Origin of the sequence: Enterobacter sp. CPE_E890 (assembly GCF_046521475.1) — a bacterium.
Classification (GTDB): Bacteria; Pseudomonadota; Gammaproteobacteria; order Enterobacterales; family Enterobacteriaceae; genus Enterobacter; species Enterobacter adelaidei.
In genome coordinates, this window is record NZ_JBKFZW010000001.1 from 4576451 (window position 1) to 4592737 (window position 16287).

17 protein-coding genes are annotated in these 16287 nt (G+C 55.0%); 4 read left to right on the forward strand and 13 right to left on the reverse strand.

Going from position 1 to position 16287, the window contains the following annotated elements; genetic code table 11:
- Positions 1–11: 11 nt before the first annotated feature.
- Positions 12–1313, reverse strand: coding sequence for a cytosine deaminase (locus tag ACLHV9_RS22700; protein WP_407221088.1), 1302 nt, complete (start codon positions 1311–1313; stop codon positions 12–14).
- Positions 1314–1552: 239 nt separating this feature from the next.
- On the opposite strand from ACLHV9_RS22700, the gene nirB reads away from it, so the two are divergent.
- The 4 genes from nirB (at position 1553) to ACLHV9_RS22720 (ending at position 6215) form a co-directional block, all read left to right on the forward strand.
- Positions 1553–4096, forward strand: a complete 2544-nt coding sequence (nirB, locus tag ACLHV9_RS22705; RefSeq protein WP_407221089.1) for a nitrite reductase large subunit NirB — start codon at positions 1553–1555, stop codon at positions 4094–4096.
- On the forward strand, positions 4093–4419 hold the full coding sequence (gene nirD, locus ACLHV9_RS22710) for a nitrite reductase small subunit NirD (protein ID WP_407221090.1): 327 nt from the start codon (positions 4093–4095) through the stop codon (positions 4417–4419). Before nirB ends, nirD begins: the two co-directional genes overlap by 4 nt.
- Before the next feature lie 109 nt (positions 4420–4528).
- Complete coding sequence (cysG, locus tag ACLHV9_RS22715) at positions 4529–5902, forward strand: siroheme synthase CysG (protein ID WP_407221091.1); 1374 nt, start codon at positions 4529–4531, stop codon at positions 5900–5902.
- A 142-nt stretch (positions 5903–6044) separates the two neighbouring features.
- Complete coding sequence (locus ACLHV9_RS22720) at positions 6045–6215, forward strand: YhfL family protein (protein ID WP_028018011.1); 171 nt, start codon at positions 6045–6047, stop codon at positions 6213–6215.
- Between the two features lie 81 nt (positions 6216–6296).
- Here ACLHV9_RS22720 and trpS read toward each other — a convergent pair whose 3' ends face one another.
- From trpS to ACLHV9_RS22780, 12 genes are all read right to left on the reverse strand, one after another.
- On the reverse strand, positions 6297–7301 hold the full coding sequence (gene trpS / locus ACLHV9_RS22725) for a tryptophan--tRNA ligase (RefSeq protein ID WP_028018012.1): 1005 nt from the start codon (positions 7299–7301) through the stop codon (positions 6297–6299).
- Positions 7294–8055 carry a phosphoglycolate phosphatase gene (gene gph / locus ACLHV9_RS22730; RefSeq protein ID WP_049007360.1) on the reverse strand — a complete coding sequence of 254 codons (762 nt, stop codon included), beginning with the start codon at positions 8053–8055 and terminating at the stop codon, positions 7294–7296. The genes trpS and gph overlap by 8 nt, the downstream gene beginning before the upstream one ends.
- Positions 8048–8725 (reverse strand): ribulose-phosphate 3-epimerase, encoded by a 678-nt coding sequence (rpe, locus tag ACLHV9_RS22735; RefSeq protein WP_008503032.1) that lies wholly within the window; start codon positions 8723–8725, stop codon positions 8048–8050. Before rpe ends, gph begins: the two co-directional genes overlap by 8 nt.
- Before the next feature lie 41 nt (positions 8726–8766).
- Entirely contained in the window at positions 8767–9579 is an 813-nt protein-coding gene (gene dam / locus ACLHV9_RS22740) for an adenine-specific DNA-methyltransferase (protein WP_108091118.1), read from the reverse strand.
- A gap of 67 nt (positions 9580–9646) precedes the next feature.
- Positions 9647–10948 (reverse strand): cell division protein DamX, encoded by a 1302-nt coding sequence (damX, locus tag ACLHV9_RS22745; RefSeq protein ID WP_129324605.1) that lies wholly within the window; start codon positions 10946–10948, stop codon positions 9647–9649.
- A 92-nt stretch (positions 10949–11040) separates the two neighbouring features.
- Positions 11041–12129 (reverse strand): 3-dehydroquinate synthase, encoded by a 1089-nt coding sequence (aroB, locus tag ACLHV9_RS22750; RefSeq protein WP_407221092.1) that lies wholly within the window; start codon positions 12127–12129, stop codon positions 11041–11043.
- A 57-nt stretch (positions 12130–12186) separates the two neighbouring features.
- Positions 12187–12708, reverse strand: coding sequence for a shikimate kinase AroK (gene aroK, locus ACLHV9_RS22755; protein WP_003861630.1), 522 nt, complete (start codon positions 12706–12708; stop codon positions 12187–12189).
- A 286-nt stretch (positions 12709–12994) separates the two neighbouring features.
- Complete coding sequence (hofQ, locus tag ACLHV9_RS22760) at positions 12995–14218, reverse strand: DNA uptake porin HofQ (RefSeq protein ID WP_374936475.1); 1224 nt, start codon at positions 14216–14218, stop codon at positions 12995–12997.
- Positions 14145–14549 carry a HofP DNA utilization family protein gene (locus ACLHV9_RS22765; RefSeq protein ID WP_407221093.1) on the reverse strand — a complete coding sequence of 135 codons (405 nt, stop codon included), beginning with the start codon at positions 14547–14549 and terminating at the stop codon, positions 14145–14147. The genes hofQ and ACLHV9_RS22765 overlap by 74 nt, the downstream gene beginning before the upstream one ends.
- A complete protein-coding gene (locus ACLHV9_RS22770; protein WP_407221094.1) occupies positions 14539–15000 on the reverse strand; it encodes a HofO in 462 nt (153 codons plus the stop codon). The genes ACLHV9_RS22765 and ACLHV9_RS22770 overlap by 11 nt, the downstream gene beginning before the upstream one ends.
- 3 nt (positions 15001–15003) lie before the next feature.
- Complete coding sequence (locus ACLHV9_RS22775) at positions 15004–15498, reverse strand: PilN domain-containing protein (RefSeq protein WP_028018020.1); 495 nt, start codon at positions 15496–15498, stop codon at positions 15004–15006.
- Positions 15495–16271, reverse strand: a complete 777-nt coding sequence (locus tag ACLHV9_RS22780; protein WP_407221095.1) for a DNA utilization protein HofM — start codon at positions 16269–16271, stop codon at positions 15495–15497. Before ACLHV9_RS22780 ends, ACLHV9_RS22775 begins: the two co-directional genes overlap by 4 nt.
- Positions 16272–16287 lie beyond the last annotated feature (16 nt).

The window sequence follows — 16287 nt, forward strand, 5'->3', positions numbered from 1 at the left end:
TGCCCCTTTGCTTAAGCAGAGGGGCTGTTTCTGGCAAAGCTCACCTCTTCCCCACCACTGTCCATCTGGATCCACGTCTGCGCCAGCTGCGTGGTGGCAATAATCCGCCCCTGACGAATCGACCAGCGCACCGGCACCTGGCAGCGCACCGCTTCAAATCCGCTCTCTGCCGGCAGGATTATCAGGTTTGCCGGATTCCCCGTTGCGATACCGTAATCACTCAGACCAAAGGTTCTGGCACTGTTGTGTGTAATCAAGTTCAGCCCGCTGTCGATTTGCGGATAGCCCATCATCTGGCAAACATGGAGTCCCATATGCAGCACCTGCAGCATGTTGCCGGTGCCGAGCGGGTACCACGGGTCAAACACATCATCATGGCCGAAGCAGACGTTGATGCCCGCTTCCTGCAGCTCCTTCACCCTGGTGATGCCGCGACGCTTCGGATAGTCGTCAAAGCGTCCCTGCAGATGAATGTTCACCAGCGGATTCGCCACAAAGTTAATGCCCGACATCTTCAGCAGTCGGAACAGCCGCGAGGTGTATGCACCGTTGTAAGAGTGCATAGCGGTGGTATGGCTGGCCGTTACCTGCGCACCAATACCGGCCTCATACGCCAGCGTGGCGACCGTCTCCACAAAGCGGGACTGCTCGTCGTCGATTTCATCACAGTGGATATCCAGCGGGCGGTCATATTTCTTCGCCAACTCGAAGGCGATATGCAGAGACTGCACGCCATATTCCCGGGTGAATTCGAAGTGCGGGATCGCCCCCACCACGTCAGCCCCCAGTTTTAACGCCTCTTCCAGCAGCGCCGCGCCGTTCGGGTACGAAAGAATACCTTCCTGCGGGAACGCGACAATTTGCAGCGTCACCCACGGGGCAACCTCCTGTTTCACCTCCAGCATCGCCTTAAGAGCGGTAAGCGTCGGGTCGGAGACATCCACATGGGTGCGAACAAACTGAATGCCGTTGGCAATTTGCCACTTCAGCGTTTTCCAGGCACGCGCTTTGACATCGTCATGACTGAGCAACGCCTTACGCTCCGCCCAGCGCTCAATCCCTTCAAACAGCGTGCCGGACTGGTTCCAGTTCGGCTCGCCTGCCGTCTGGGTTGTATCAAGATGAATATGCGGCTCAATAAACGGCGGAATCGCCAGCCCTCCACGGGCATTTAAGACTTCATAACTTTCGACGTGGGTATCATCCATTGGGGTAATGTCACCAAATCGCCCGTTCTCAATGGCGAGTTGCCACAGCCCTTCCCGACCCGGTAAACGAACATTCTGAACTAGCCATAACGGTGTTGTAGACATACCTTTCCCCTAAAAAACGCAGCTGATATTCAGGCGTACCGATTTTTCAACGATCGTCCCTGAGTTGTACACAAATTCAACGACAACGAAAAGCCTTCGATTTCCGCCACTTATAAAAACCCTGACAAATCAGTCGCATACCACCTAAGGAGTAGGCGAAGACGTATTTGATTTGCATCAATAATCGCCATAGCTGAATCGTTAAGGTAGGCAGTAATAGAAAAGAAATCGAGGCAATAATGAGCAAAGTCAGACTCGCTATCATCGGTAACGGCATGGTCGGCCACCGCTTTATTGAGGATCTTCTCGATAAAGCTGACGCTGCCCAGTTCGACATTACCGTGTTCTGTGAAGAACCCCGCAAGGCGTACGACCGTGTGCACCTCTCTTCCTACTTCTCACATCATACCGCTGAAGAGCTCTCCCTGGTGCGTGAGGGTTTCTACGAGAAGCATGGCGTAAAAGTACTGGTGGGAGAACGCGCTATCACCATCAACCGCCAGGAAAAAGTGATCCACTCCAGCGCCGGACGCACGGTTTTTTACGACAAGCTGATCATGGCGACAGGCTCCTATCCGTGGATCCCGCCAATCAAAGGCTCGGAAACCCAGGATTGCTTCGTCTACCGTACCATTGAAGACCTCAAAGCCATTGAAAGCTGTGCACGTCGCAGCAAATGCGGTGCAGTAGTTGGTGGCGGCCTGCTGGGTCTGGAAGCCGCAGGCGCACTGAAAAACCTCGGCGTTGAAACTCACGTCATCGAATTTGCCCCGATGCTGATGGCCGAGCAGCTGGACCACATGGGTGGTGACCAGTTACGTCGTAAAATCGAAAGCATGGGCGTGAAGGTTCACACCAGCAAAAACACCAAAGAGATCGTCCAGGAAGGCACTGAAGCGCGCAAAACCATGCGTTTTGCCGACGGCAGCGAGCTTGAAGTGGACTTTATCGTCTTCTCCACCGGGATACGTCCGCGCGACAAGCTGGCTAACCAGTGTGGACTGGCCGTTGCTCAGCGCGGCGGTATCATGATTAACGATACCTGCCAGACCTCTGACCCGGACATCTACGCAATTGGCGAGTGCGCCAGCTGGAACAACCGCGTGTACGGGCTGGTCGCCCCCGGCTACAAAATGGCGCAGGTTGCCGTTGACCATATCCTTGGAACGGAGAACGCCTTCGAAGGCGCAGACATGAGCGCCAAGCTGAAGCTGCTGGGCGTAGACGTTGGCGGTATTGGCGATGCGCACGGTCGTACCCCGAACTCGCGCAGCTACGTCTACCTCGACGAAAGCAAAGAGGTCTACAAACGACTCATCGTCAGCCAGGATAATAAAACTCTTCTCGGCGCGGTGCTGGTGGGTGACACCAGCGATTACGGCAACCTGCTGCAACTGGTGCTGAATGCCATCGAACTGCCGGAAAACCCGGACGCCCTGATCCTGCCGGCTCATGCCTCCAGCGGCAAGCCGTCTATCGGTGTCGATAAACTGCCGGACAGCGCGCAAATTTGCTCCTGCTTCGACGTCACCAAAGGCATGTTGATTTCCGCTATCAACAAAGGTTGCCACACCGTGGCGGCGCTGAAAGCAGAAACCAAAGCCGGTACCGGCTGCGGCGGTTGTATTCCACTGGTCACCCAGGTGCTGAACGCCGAACTGGCGAAACAGGGCATCGAAGTGAACAACAATCTGTGCGAACACTTCTCTTACTCTCGCCAGGAGCTTTACCATCTGATCCGCGTGGAGGGCATCAAATCCTTCGACGAACTGCTGGCAAAACACGGCCAGGGTTATGGCTGCGAAGTGTGTAAACCGACCGTCGGTTCTCTGCTGGCCTCCTGCTGGAATGAGTACGTTCTCAAACCAGAACATACGCCGCTTCAGGACACCAACGACAACTTCCTGGCAAATATCCAGAAAGACGGGACCTATTCCGTTATCCCACGCTCTGCCGGTGGTGAAATCACCCCGGAAGGGCTGGTCGCCGTAGGTCGCATCGCACGTGAATTTAACCTGTACACCAAAATCACCGGTTCCCAGCGTATCGGCCTGTTTGGTGCGCAGAAAGACGACCTGCCAGAAATCTGGCGTCAGCTGATTGAAGCGGGCTTCGAGACCGGCCACGCGTATGCCAAAGCGCTGCGTATGGCCAAAACCTGCGTGGGCAGCACCTGGTGCCGTTACGGCGTCGGCGACAGCGTGGGCTTCGGCGTGGAGTTGGAAAATCGTTACAAAGGCATCCGCACGCCGCACAAAATGAAGTTCGGCGTCTCCGGCTGTACTCGTGAATGCGCAGAAGCACAGGGTAAAGACGTGGGTATTATCGCTACCGAGAAAGGCTGGAACCTGTACGTGTGCGGTAACGGCGGGATGAAACCCCGTCACGCAGACCTGCTGGCAGCGGATCTCGACCACGATACGCTGATTCAGTACCTCGACCGCTTCATGATGTTCTACATCCGTACCGCCGACAAGCTGACCCGTACCGCATCCTGGCTGGACAACCTGGAAGGCGGCATCGACTACCTGAAGTCAGTCATCATCGACGACAAACTGGGCCTAAACGAACAGCTTGAAGCCGAGATGGCTCGCCTGCGCGACGCGGTGATTTGCGAATGGAATGAAACCGTGAACACCCCGGCGGCACAGACGCGCTTCAAACACTTTATCAACAGCACCCAGCGCGACCCGAACGTACAGGTTGTGCCGGAGCGTGAACAGCATCGTCCGGCGACACCGTATGAACGTATTCCGGTGACTCTGGTGGAGGAAAACGCATGAGCCAGTGGGTAAACATCTGCAATATTAATGACATCCTGCCTGCCACCGCCGTTTGCGCGCTGCTGGGTAAAGAGCAGGTCGCGATTTTCCGCCCTCGTCACGACGAACAGGTTTTTGCCATCAGCAATATCGATCCGTTCTTCGAGGCCAGCGTGCTCTCCCGCGGGTTGATTGCCGAGCACCAGGGCGAGCTGTGGGTCGCCAGCCCGTTGAAAAAGGAGCGTTTCCGCTTAAGCGATGGGTATTGCATGGAAGATGAGAGCCGCTCTGTGAAGCACTACGACGCCCGCGTGAAGGATGGCATGGTGCAGCTGAAAGGCTAACCTCCGCCCTTTTAGGGATAACGGCAGGAAATTCGTATGTTCCTTACGATCCCTGCTGTTATCCTGACGTCATTTCTTACCCCTTCCATAAATGCTGCGAGGTAACGTCGTGGATCACCTGCCGATTTTTTGTCAATTACGCAACCGCGACTGCCTGCTCGTGGGCGGCGGCGATGTGGCCGAACGCAAAGCGCGCCTGCTGTTAGAAGCGGGTGCCCGTTTGACCGTCAACGCCCTCGACTTTGCCCCACAGTTTGAGGTCTGGGCCCAGGCAGGAATGCTCACGCTGGAGCAGGGTGAGTTTAATGAATCCCTGCTGGATACCTGCTGGCTGACGATTGCCGCAACGGACGACGATGAAGTGAACCAACGCGTGAGCGATGCCTGTGAGGTACGCCGTATCTTCTGCAACGTGGTGGATGCGCCGAAAGAAGCCAGCTTCATCATGCCGTCGATTATCGACCGTTCCCCGCTGATGATTGCAGTGTCGTCCGGTGGCCGCTCGCCGGTACTTGCTCGCCTGCTGCGGGAAAAACTGGAGGCTGTGCTGCCACAGCATCTTGGTCAGATTGCGCATTATGCCGGGCAGCTGCGTTCACGCGTGAAGCAAACCTTCGCAACCGTAGCTGAGCGACGTCGGTTCTGGGAAAAATTCTTTGTCAACGACAGGCTGGCGCAGTCGCTGGCGAATCAGGACACGAAAGCCGTTGAAGAGACGACCGAACAGTTGCTGACCGAACCGCTGGATCACCGCGGTGAAGTGGTGCTGGTGGGTGCAGGGCCGGGAGATGCAGGCTTGCTGACGCTGAAAGGCCTCCAGCAGCTCCAGCAGGCCGATACTGTGGTTTACGATCGCCTGGTCTCCGATGACATCATGAACCTGGTTCGCCGCGACGCCGACCGTGTTTTCGTGGGCAAACGCGCGGGCTACCATTGCGTGCCGCAGGAAGAGATTAACCAGATCCTGCTGCGCGAGGCGCAAAAGGGAAAACGCGTGGTGCGTCTGAAAGGTGGTGATCCGTTTATCTTTGGCCGTGGCGGTGAAGAGCTGGAAACCCTGTGTGACGCGGGTATTCCGTTCTCTGTCGTGCCCGGCATTACGGCGGCATCCGGTTGCTCAGCCTACTCAGGCATTCCGCTGACACACCGGGACTACGCTCAGAGCGTGCGTCTGGTGACGGGCCATCTGAAAACCGGCAGCGAGCTGGACTGGCATAACCTGGCCGCAGAAAAACAGACGCTGGTGTTCTATATGGGGCTGAACCAGGCAGCTACAATTCAGGCGAAACTGCTTGAGCACGGCATGGATGCAGATATGCCTGTCGCACTGGTGGAAAACGGTACCGCCATTACGCAGCGCGTGGTAAATGGCGTGCTGACGCAGCTTGGTGAACTGGCGCAACAGGTTGAAAGCCCGGCGCTGATTGTAGTGGGTCGCGTGGTGGAACTGCGCGGTAAACTCAACTGGTTCTCCAACCACTAACGCATATTATTCCTTCCCTGAGTAGTCTTTAAGCGGACTACTCCCCTCTTACTGCTGTCGATAACATACCGCCCCGAAGTGGAACTTTCCCCTTTATTCCCTTGAGTTACATCTCATTTTCGTTTTCAGACAAGGAATGCGTATGTTTAAACTGGCAAAAGCCGCCGTTCTGGTCGGCCTGTTATCGACTCTGACGGCTTGCACCGGTCGTGTAGAAAACACGAAAAATAACTGCAGCTACGATTATCTGCTGCACCCGGCGATCTCCATTTCGAAAATCATCGGTGGTTGCGGCCCGGCGGCACAGCAGTAAGCGTTTTTCAGGCGTAAAAAAACCGGGAATTTCCCGGTTTTTTATTTAGTCGATTTTTTGTCAGGTGGCGACAAAGCAAGCTTAAGGCTTACCCACAAACCCAATCGCTTCATACACCGCTTTCAGGGTTTCAGATGCGCGCGCACTGGCTTTTTCCGCGCCGTCTTTCATCACCTTCTGCAGGAAAGCTTCGTCATTACGATAGCGGTTATAGCGCTCCTGCAGCTCAGTCAGCATGCCAGAAACGGCATCCGCCACTTCACCTTTCAGGTGGCCGTACATCTTGCCTTCAAAATGCTGTTCCAGCTCAGGAATGCTCTGACCAGTAACCCCGGAGAGAATATCCAGCAGGTTGGACACGCCCGCTTTGTTCTGCACGTCGTAGCGCACGACAGGCGGCTCGTCGGAATCAGTTACCGCACGCTTAAGCTTTTTCACGACCGATTTCGGATCTTCCAGCAGGCCGATAACGTTGTTGCGGTTATCGTCAGACTTGGACATCTTTTTGGTCGGTTCCAGCAGTGACATCACGCGTGCGCCAGATTTCGGAATGAATGGCTCTGGTACCTTGAACACATCGCCATAAATCGCATTAAAGCGCTGGGCAATATCACGGCTCAGCTCCAGGTGCTGCTTCTGGTCTTCACCAACAGGAACCTGGTTAGTCTGATACAGCAGAATGTCTGCAGCCATCAGTACCGGATAGTCAAACAGACCGGCGTTGATGTTTTCAGAATAGCGTGCAGATTTATCCTTGAACTGAGTCATGCGGCTCAGCTCACCGAAGTAGGTGTAGCAGTTCAGCGCCCAGCCCAGCTGAGCGTGCTCTGGCACGTGAGACTGAACGAAAATGGTGCTCTTCTCAGGATCGATGCCGCAGGCCAGATACAGCGCCAGGGTATCCAGCGTGGCTTTACGCAGTTTCTCAGGATCCTGACGCGCGGTAATCGCATGGAGATCGACGATGCAATAAATGCAATGGTAGTCATCCTGCATGCTGACCCACTGACGTAACGCACCCATGTAGTTACCAATGGTCAATTCACCTGAAGGCTGTGCGCCACTAAAAACGATGGGCTTAGTCATTATTCAATTCCTGATGTTCACTGTGTGAAAGCCCGAGTGCGGGCAACAAATCTTTGAAGTGGTCGAACACGACGTCCGGCTCACTTAGCGTGATGGCCTCACCGTAGTTGTAGCCGTAGGTTAACCCGACGGAAGGACACCCAGCCGCCCGGGCAGCCAGAATATCATTGCGTGAATCACCAACAAAGAGCAGCTCCGCAGGCGTTAAGGATAATTTACCTGCCACCAGCAGAAGCGGTTCCGGATGCGGCTTTTTGTTTTGCACGTCATCACCGCCGACAATGACGGTGAAATACTTCGCGATATCCAGCGCTTCAAGCAGAGGTGCAACAAACGGCGTTGGCTTGTTGGTTACCAGCCCCAGCGGGATGCCTTTCGCATGCAGTGTGCTCAGGGTTTCCTGGACGTCCGGGAACAGGAAACTCCCTTCCTCGACGGTCTCTTCATAGAAACGATCGAACAGTTTGCGCAGAATACGCAGTTGCTCGTCCTTCGGGATGTCGGCATGATCGACGCTCGGTTTACCCTGCGCCGAACGCTGCGACGCACGCTCCTGGCGAGCCCACGTCAACGCACGCTCCATCAGCACGTCAGCGCCGTTGCCGATCCACGTTACCACGCGCTCTTCACCCGCAACGGGGAGTTCAAGCGCATACAGCGCCTGATCAACGGCGCTTGTTAAGCCCGGCGCGCTGTCGACCAGCGTGCCGTCGAGGTCGAATGCCACACCCCGAATTGTCTGCAATTTATCCATGACTTACCTTTGCCAGTTCACGGCGCATTTCATCAATGACTTTTTTGTAATCCGGTTGGTCGAAAATTGCCGAACCTGCAACAAACATATCCGCGCCCGCTGCCGCAATTTCACCAATGTTATTCACTTTCACACCGCCATCCACTTCCAGACGAATGTCGTAGCCTGATTCATCAATACGACGACGCACTTCACGCAGCTTATCCAGCGTGTGAGGAATGAACGACTGGCCGCCAAAGCCTGGGTTAACGGACATCAGCAAAATTACGTCCAGCTTATCCATCACATAATCAAGATAGCTCAGCGGCGTTGCCGGGTTAAACACCAGACCCGCCTTACAGCCGTTCTCTTTGATCAGCTGCAGCGTGCGATCCACATGTTCAGAGGCTTCCGGGTGGAAGGTGATGATGCTGGCTCCCGCTGCGGCAAAATCCGGCACGATGCGGTCAACAGGTTTCACCATCAGGTGTACGTCGATCGGGGCGGTAATGCCATAGTTACGCAGCGCCTTGAGCACCATCGGACCGATGGTCAGGTTAGGAACGTAATGATTATCCATCACGTCGAAATGGACGACATCCGCGCCTGCCGCCAGTGCGTTGGCAGTGTCTTCACCCAGGCGGGCAAAATCGGCCGACAGAATTGAGGGAGCAATCAAAAACTGTTTCATCCGCTTCTCCTTGAAATGTGTTTACCGGCGGGCAAAACGGCTCAGGGGCGATAAAGAGCCAGGAGTTCGTCCACCTTTTTACGTGTGCCGCCGTTGCTGCTGATGCTACGCCGCACCTTAACCTGAAAATGCTTCGCGGCTTTGTACCATTCGCGCGTATCAGGCGTGTCGTGATTCGAAATTAACACCGGAATTCTTTTGCTGACCAGCTTTTCCGCCATCTCAGCCAGGCGCGCCTGCTCGGCAGGGCTGAAGCTGTTGGTGTGATAGGCAGTGAAATTCGCCGTCGCAGACAGCGGCGCGTAAGGGGGGTCACAGTAAACCACCGAGTTTACGCCTGCCAGTTCCATACACTCTTCATAGGAGAGGCAGTGAAACTCAGCATTCTGTGCTTTTTCAGCAAAGTGATACAGCTCGTCCTGTGGGAAATACGGCCGCTTATAGCGTCCAAAAGGCACGTTAAATTCACCACGAAGATTATACCGACACAGGCCGTTGTAGCCATGTCGGTTAAGATAGAGGAACAACAACGCCCGGCGGAACGAATCATCACTCTGATTGAACTCCGCGCGGAACTGGTAGTAAATGTCCGGGTTATTGTTCTCAGGCGTAAACAGTTTACGCGCCTCTGCGACATACTCATCGGTACGCAGTTTGACGATGTTATAGAGGCTGATAAGGTCGCTGTTGATATCCGCCAGGATATAACGAGAAAAATCGGTGTTCAGGAACACCGATCCCGCGCCCACGAAGGGCTCGATAAGACACTCACCTTTCGGCAGGTGCTTTTTAATATCATCGAGCAGGGGGTATTTCCCCCCTGCCCATTTCAGAAAAGCGCGATTTTTTTTCATGCTGACTAACTGATTACACCTTCTCCGGCTGTGGAGAAAGCTCCGACAGCATCCTGCGCTTTAAACATTACTTCAGATCGGCCTGAACCTGATGAATCGGCTTCGCCCACGGGTTTTTCGCCTGAACATCAGCAGGCAACGTCGCCACGGCACGCTTCGCTTCATCTTTAGACGTATAAACGCCGCTGACCAACACATACCACGGCTGACCGTTACGGGTCGTCTGATAAACCACGTAGTTTTTCAGATTGGATTTCTTCGCCCAACTGTTGAGGTTGTCATAGTTAGACGAACTGCTCAGCTGCAGCGTGTAGTTGCTGGAAGGTGCAGATTTCAGCGAACCTACGTTACCTGCTGTTTTGCCCGCTGCGGTGCTGGAAGCTGTAGCAGACGCTGCAGGTGCAGCTGTCGTCGTCGGTGCTGTCGTGCTCGCCGTTGCTTTCGGCGCAGTCTGTGTGACTGGCGCTTTTGCTGGCTCGCTCACCGCAGCCGTTTCAGTATGTTTCGGCTGCGCCGGAACAGCTTTCACTTCAGGCGCTTTCACCACTGCCTGAGGTTTAGTTTCGCGTTTAGGCTCAATCACCGCCTGCTTACGTTCAGGACGTGTTGCAGTCTGCGTCTGGCGCGGCTTGGTTTCAGTCGCAGCAGTTTGCGGCTGAGCGTTACCACCGCGAACCGGGGCAACGGTTGCAGGTTCAGTTGGCAGCGTAGAGTTAACCACGGCGTTATCCATCTGCTGCTGGTTTTGCGGCTGCGTCAGTGCATTATTCAGGTCTCCCTGAACTTCTACACGCTGCTGGCCTTCAGGCGTAACAGGTGCCTGACTCTGAGCTGGGTTTGAGGAAACGGGCGGCAGAGAAACATCCTGTGGTGCTGTGGTGTTTCCTGCGGTCTGCTCTGCAGGGGTAGTACCCGGTGCAGGCTGCGCGCCATTTGCCTGATTAGCCGCATCGTTACCGGAGAGGTTGATGCTCTTCTCAGCGGAAGCGGTTTGCTCGGTTGAGTTCGTTGATGGTGCTTTAAGTGCAGAACCAATGCCGACAATCAGCAGCACAAGTACCAACACGCCAAGCCCCATCATAAGATACTGGCGGGAAGCCGGTTTTGGTGCAGCGGCTTTCTTACGTTTACGCGGGCGACGCTCTACAGGCTCTTCGTCCATTGAATCTTCTTCGGACTCATAATCCTCTTCTGCTCGCTCATCGTGCGCGTTGCGGCTGCGCGAGGGGCGACGATCGTCTGCATCCAGATCAACATCGTCAAAATTGATCTGCGGCTCGTTATCACGTTCTGAAGATTGACGAGAACGACCAGTACGACGATCGCTGGGATCGGGTTTCAGCTCGTCTTCTGGTTTGAATTCATCCATTTAACACCCCACTCAAAGGCTTATGCCAACGACTTTGCATTTCACCTGAAGCTAAACGACCACCTGCAACAGTGGCCTGACCTTTCTAGTTGTTACGCCTGCTGACAATCAGCGATAGCGCCAAGAACGACATCGTGCGGCACTCCGCCGCGCACTTCACTCTTCCCTATTGCAAGCGGGAGTACAAGACGCATCTCACCTGCCAATACTTTTTTATCGCGCATCATGTGGGGTAAATACGCTTGTGCCGACATCTCTTGCGGCCCGGTCACCGGCAAGCCTGCACGCTCAAGCAGCGCGATGATGCGCGCCGTTTCATCCGGTTTAAACTGCCCCAGACGTTCAGAGGTGCGAGCAGCCATCACCATTCCGGCAGCAACCGCTTCGCCGTGAAGCCAGTTACCGTAACCCATTTCGGCTTCAATCGCGTGACCAAACGTATGCCCAAGATTCAGTAAAGCACGTAAGCCCGTTTCACGCTCGTCTGCTGCGACAACTTCCGCTTTCAGCTCACAACAACGACGGATGCAATATGCCAGTTTAGCCTCATCCAGGCGCAGCAACGCATCCATATTCTCTTCAAGCCAGTCAAAGAACTCGCCATCCAGAATAATGCCGTATTTGATCACTTCAGCAAGACCCGAAGCCAGCTCGCGCTTCGGCAGCGTTTTCAGACAGTCGAGATCCACCACCACCGAAGCGGGCTGGTAGAATGCGCCAATCATGTTTTTGCCAAGCGGATGGTTGACCGCAGTTTTGCCGCCAACAGAAGAGTCGACCTGAGACAGCAACGTAGTCGGAATCTGAATAAAACGGACACCACGTTGATAGCTTGCAGCCGCAAAGCCGGTGAGATCGCCCACAACACCGCCGCCCAGGGCAAGCAATGTTGTATCGCGACCATGCGGTTTTTGCAGCAATGCGGTAAAGACGGTATCCAGTACCGTCAGACTTTTATACTGCTCGCCATCGGGCAGAATGACACTGTCGACTTTTACGCCCGCCTGCTCTAGCAGGTAGCGTACACGGTCAAGATAAAGCGGAGCCAGCGTCTCGTTGGTGACCAGCATCGCCTGATCACCCGCTTTCAGTGGTAAAAAGGAAGCTGGGTCGTTAAACAAACCAGCCGCGATGGTGATAGGGTAACTACGTTCCCCGAGAGTAACTGTAATCCTCTCCATGACGCGACATCCACCTTTAATGCTTTTACCCGCAGGCGAGTGTATATAAAGCCAGAATCAGTTGCTTTCCAGCATATGAATAATCTGGTTTGCAACCACTTTAGCGCTCTGATCGTCAGTACGAATGGTCACATCAGCAATCTCTTCGTACAGCGGATTGCGTTCATCGGCCAACGCTTCCAGAACTTCGCGTGGTGGCGTTTCAACCTGCAGCAGCGGGCGCTTTTTATCACGCTGCGTACGTGCCAGCTGTTTCTCGATGGTCGTTTCAAGATAGACCACTACGCCACGGGCGGAGAGACGGTTGCGGGTTTCGCGAGATTTTACAGAGCCGCCGCCTGTTGCCAGCACAATGCCCTGTTTTTCCGTGAGTTCGTTGATCACTTTTTCTTCTCGGTCACGGAAACCTTCTTCGCCTTCTACGTCGAAAACCCAGCCCACATCAGCTCCGGTTCGTTTCTCAATCTCTTGATCAGAATCGTAAAATTCCATATTGAGTTGTTGAGCTAACTGACGCCCAATAGTGCTTTTGCCGGCACCCATAGGCCCAACCAGAAAGATATTGCGTTTCTCTGCCATTTTATCGGTACTACTAAGACTATTCGTTAATGGTAATCCCCGCTTCGCAGACACCCAGCGTAGCAGGACATGAACTGAAACCTCATATGCAATAGAGCGAGAGTCAGACTAAAAATTATCTCAATACTCCGGCTTGTTTGGCAACTGATTAAATCACCGCGCCGGGCGCATAAGGTAATAAGACGTAAGTCCAACTCAAATCGGTACTCCTTGTATGCTAATTCATGCCCCACGTCAAACATCTGCAACAAACTGAATGCAAAATCATTGCGGGGATCGTTACCCGTCAGTGAATACCGACCAGACGTGGTGTAATAAACACCACTAACTCACGTCGTTCGTTGTCTTTTCCATCATGACGAAAAAGCTGTCCAAGCCATGGGATTTTCCCCAGCCCCGGCACGCTGTCGCTGCCGGTTTTGTTCTTCTGCGAAAAAATTCCACCCAGCGCCAGTGTTTCTCCGCTTTTTACCTCCACCTGCGTTTCGATCTCCTGTTTGTCGATCGCCAGCGTTTCACCGTCAGCCTGCTGAAGCACCTGCCCCGGCATATTTTCACTGATGTGTAATTTCAGACGCACGCGTCCCCCCGGCAATACCACGGGCGTCACCTCCATCCCTAATACCGCCTCTTTAAACTCAACGGAGGTCGCCCCGCTTTCACCGCTTGAAACCTGATACGGGATCTCACTCCCCTGTTTGATGCTGGCCGGTTGCATGTGCGAGGCCAGCAGTCGCGGGCTGGCGATGATATCAACCTGCTGTTTTTGCTCCAGTGCTGACAACTCCAGATCCAGCAGCCGACCATTAATTCGCCCGATATTAAAACCCACGTGGCTGGTGGCGCTGGCTACGGAAAGATCGCTGCCAAGAGTGGTGAGCTGACCAACTTTGCCCGCGTCGGTGGCGTCGGCAAGATTCCACTTCACCCCTAGCTCACGCAGGCTTTTTTCATTGATGGTCACAATATGCGCCGCAAGCTCTACCTGCTCGACGGGAATATCCATCTGAGCGGCCCAGCGCTGCAGCGTATCCACCACCGTCTTATTATCCCGAACCAACAGGCGGTTAGTGCGCTTGTCGAGTGATAAACTTCCCTTTGGGCTCAGGAGTTTTTCGGCGGCTTTTTGTAGCTCCCCGGCATCGGCGTAAGAAAATGAGAGACTTTGTGAGACCAGCGGGGCATCCAGCTGCCGGCGCGTCCGCTCCTGCTCTGAACGCTCCCGCTGTTCGCGCTGCCAGGCCGTAGTATGGACATAAAAAATGCCACCCTCCTCCCGTATAACAAGTCCGGCGCTGGTGACCACCGTCTGTAGCGCTTGTCGCCAGGGGACGCGCGTCAGGTTAAGTGAAAGCGAGCCGCTAACATCCGGTGATACCACCAGATTACGGTTCTCCTGCGCGACCAGTGCCTGTAGCACCTGAACCACAGGAACATCATCCACCACCAGCGTGACGGGTTTTGGTACGGTGGCCCACAGCGGTTGGCAGAACGCCAGCAGCAACAGCATTATCCTTAAGTTCATTTTTAATCGTTCCTTCTCGTTGCCACGTCCATTGTCCAGGTTCACATGTGTCACCCACATCAACAACCAGTGCTGACTCATTGATGGCTTTTACCTGCCAGCCCACCGGGAAGTGCTGATGCGTTTTCAGGCGATACCAGCGCTTTTGCCCATCCTGTAAGATGCCAACCGTTTCATGACCCGCCACCATACCGCGGTAGTGCCACTGCAACAGTTGACCACGACTGCAAGGATCGTCCGGCGGGCGAAACGGATCGCGCATACCGGTCAATGTCAGCACCGAACAAACCAGCAAGCAACGCACACTATTTCGCATGATCTGACTCCAGCTCCAGCCGCAGGCGTAACAACGCATCCTGTGGCGCAATCGCGAAAGCCGCGACCTGCACATCCCGCTGTGCCAGCAGGGAAAAAATGGTCGGGATCGCCGGCCATTCAGCATCCAGCGTCAGTTCTCCTCCCCTTTGCGACGGCTTCCAGTGAACCAATTTCATACCGTCCCCCTGAAAATCGAGCGGTGAAAAGGGCTGCATCTCCTGCACTTTCGGAGAGGCTGGGCTAAAAGGTATCTTACTGGCTGCGGGCCATAGCGATGCATTAGCCCGCGCATCCTGCATCAATTGCCGCTGGAGTTCAGCACTCAGCCTGTCTACTGGGCGGAGCAACATGCTCCATGCGGCCAGCCCGGCAAAGAGAATACTCAGACACCAGCAAAGCACCCGATGCCATGGACGGTTTTCGCACCAGCGTTCCAACAGGGTGTCCACACGTTACCTCTCACTTTTCAGATTAAATGTGAACATCCAGTGTCCCTGGCTATCCTGGCGGATCTCCCCTGCGGGTCCTGTCGTGAACCCGTCGAGTTGTCCAGGTACATCACGCAGCGCAGAAAGAGCTGGCAGGGTAGTGGCATACCCGATGAGCATCAGAGCAGGAGGCTGGTAACGCAGTTCAGTCAGCCAGACCTGCGACGGCATGACGCTGGCAAGTGATTCCAGCACCGGTTGCCATGCGTGTCGTTGACGTTTCAGTGCAGGCATCGGCACCTCTGTGGTCAGCGTCTGGCGAGACATAAGCGCGTGACGCACGGACTGCATTCCCGCCAGTTCAGCTCGCAGAGCGTGCAGCCTCACCAGGTGGTTTATCCTCAGGCAGAAAATGACCATCAGCATCACCAGCCATGCGCCGACGAACATCGCGCCCCAGAAACGCAGACAACGCGCCCGCCGTTGCTGTCGCCACGGTATAAAGTTCGTCATGTTCACTCAGGGACCTCGCTCATGGCCAACGCCAGCGCGACGGTGTAATCAGCACCGCATTCCGGTAGCGGGGCATGGCAGCGCTCCAGGGTTTCCCATGGGTCACGTCGGCTATCAAACAGAGCGATATCGCCCGGACTCAGGGCCAGTAGCGCCGCCAGCTCCGTCACGTTTGCAGCTTCTGTGGTAAAGCGGCGTCCCCACTGATGACGCATAGCCCAAAGCCACTGATGTTCATCTCGCCAGGCGACGCAATGCGCCGGGGCAACTGCGGGAAGAAGGTTCGCCAGTGCGCTGGCATCCGGGGTAATCGTCACCAGCCGCAAACGTAGCGTTTTCGCCAGCGCCAGGAGAGTTTCAACCTCTTTGTTTTGTGCGGCGGTAACATGAAATATGTTGCTGAACGTGTCCTGCACGTAATCGAAACAGAGCGTTTCTGCTGGTATCTCCAGTTCGCGCGATAGTGCCGCGCCCAGCCATGAAAGTTGCTCGCTGTCGCGCAGCGCAATGGCCGGACGGGGAAGTGAGCGTTGCAGGGTGCGTGCTGCCGGGAAAGAGAGGAACACACGGTGCTGGAGTGGCAACGTCTTACGCCAGTCGCGCAACGCGTCAACCAGCTGTTCTGGCTGGCATATTTTACCTTCCCGAATGACGCCTTCGGTCAGAGGGATTGCCCACCAGCGACGCAAGCACCAGCCAGTTCTCTCCCGGGCCAATGCGACGATGAGCACCCTATCCTGTTGAATATGAACGCCCGTTTGCCATGTTTTGAAAGCCATGCTTCACGATCTCCTT

What these genes read in the sequence shown, in the direction of transcription:
- nirD (WP_407221090.1), top strand. Translation starts at nt 4,093, where the DNA reads ATGAGCCAGTGGGTAAACATCTGCAATATTAATGACATCCTGCCTGCC.
- damX (WP_129324605.1), bottom strand. Translation starts at nt 10,948, where the DNA reads ATGGATGAATTCAAACCAGAAGACGAGCTGAAACCCGATCCCAGCGAT.
- ACLHV9_RS22700 (WP_407221088.1), bottom strand. Translation starts at nt 1,313, where the DNA reads ATGTCTACAACACCGTTATGGCTAGTTCAGAATGTTCGTTTACCGGGT.
- ACLHV9_RS22765 (WP_407221093.1), bottom strand. Translation starts at nt 14,549, where the DNA reads ATGCGAAATAGTGTGCGTTGCTTGCTGGTTTGTTCGGTGCTGACATTG.
- ACLHV9_RS22720 (WP_028018011.1), top strand. Translation starts at nt 6,045, where the DNA reads ATGTTTAAACTGGCAAAAGCCGCCGTTCTGGTCGGCCTGTTATCGACT.
- aroB (WP_407221092.1), bottom strand. Translation starts at nt 12,129, where the DNA reads ATGGAGAGGATTACAGTTACTCTCGGGGAACGTAGTTACCCTATCACC.
- nirB (WP_407221089.1), top strand. Translation starts at nt 1,553, where the DNA reads ATGAGCAAAGTCAGACTCGCTATCATCGGTAACGGCATGGTCGGCCAC.
- trpS (WP_028018012.1), bottom strand. Translation starts at nt 7,301, where the DNA reads ATGACTAAGCCCATCGTTTTTAGTGGCGCACAGCCTTCAGGTGAATTG.
- gph (WP_049007360.1), bottom strand. Translation starts at nt 8,055, where the DNA reads ATGGATAAATTGCAGACAATTCGGGGTGTGGCATTCGACCTCGACGGC.
- hofQ (WP_374936475.1), bottom strand. Translation starts at nt 14,218, where the DNA reads ATGCTGTTGCTGCTGGCGTTCTGCCAACCGCTGTGGGCCACCGTACCA.
- rpe (WP_008503032.1), bottom strand. Translation starts at nt 8,725, where the DNA reads ATGAAACAGTTTTTGATTGCTCCCTCAATTCTGTCGGCCGATTTTGCC.
- ACLHV9_RS22780 (WP_407221095.1), bottom strand. Translation starts at nt 16,271, where the DNA reads ATGGCTTTCAAAACATGGCAAACGGGCGTTCATATTCAACAGGATAGG.
- dam (WP_108091118.1), bottom strand. Translation starts at nt 9,579, where the DNA reads ATGAAAAAAAATCGCGCTTTTCTGAAATGGGCAGGGGGGAAATACCCC.
- aroK (WP_003861630.1), bottom strand. Translation starts at nt 12,708, where the DNA reads ATGGCAGAGAAACGCAATATCTTTCTGGTTGGGCCTATGGGTGCCGGC.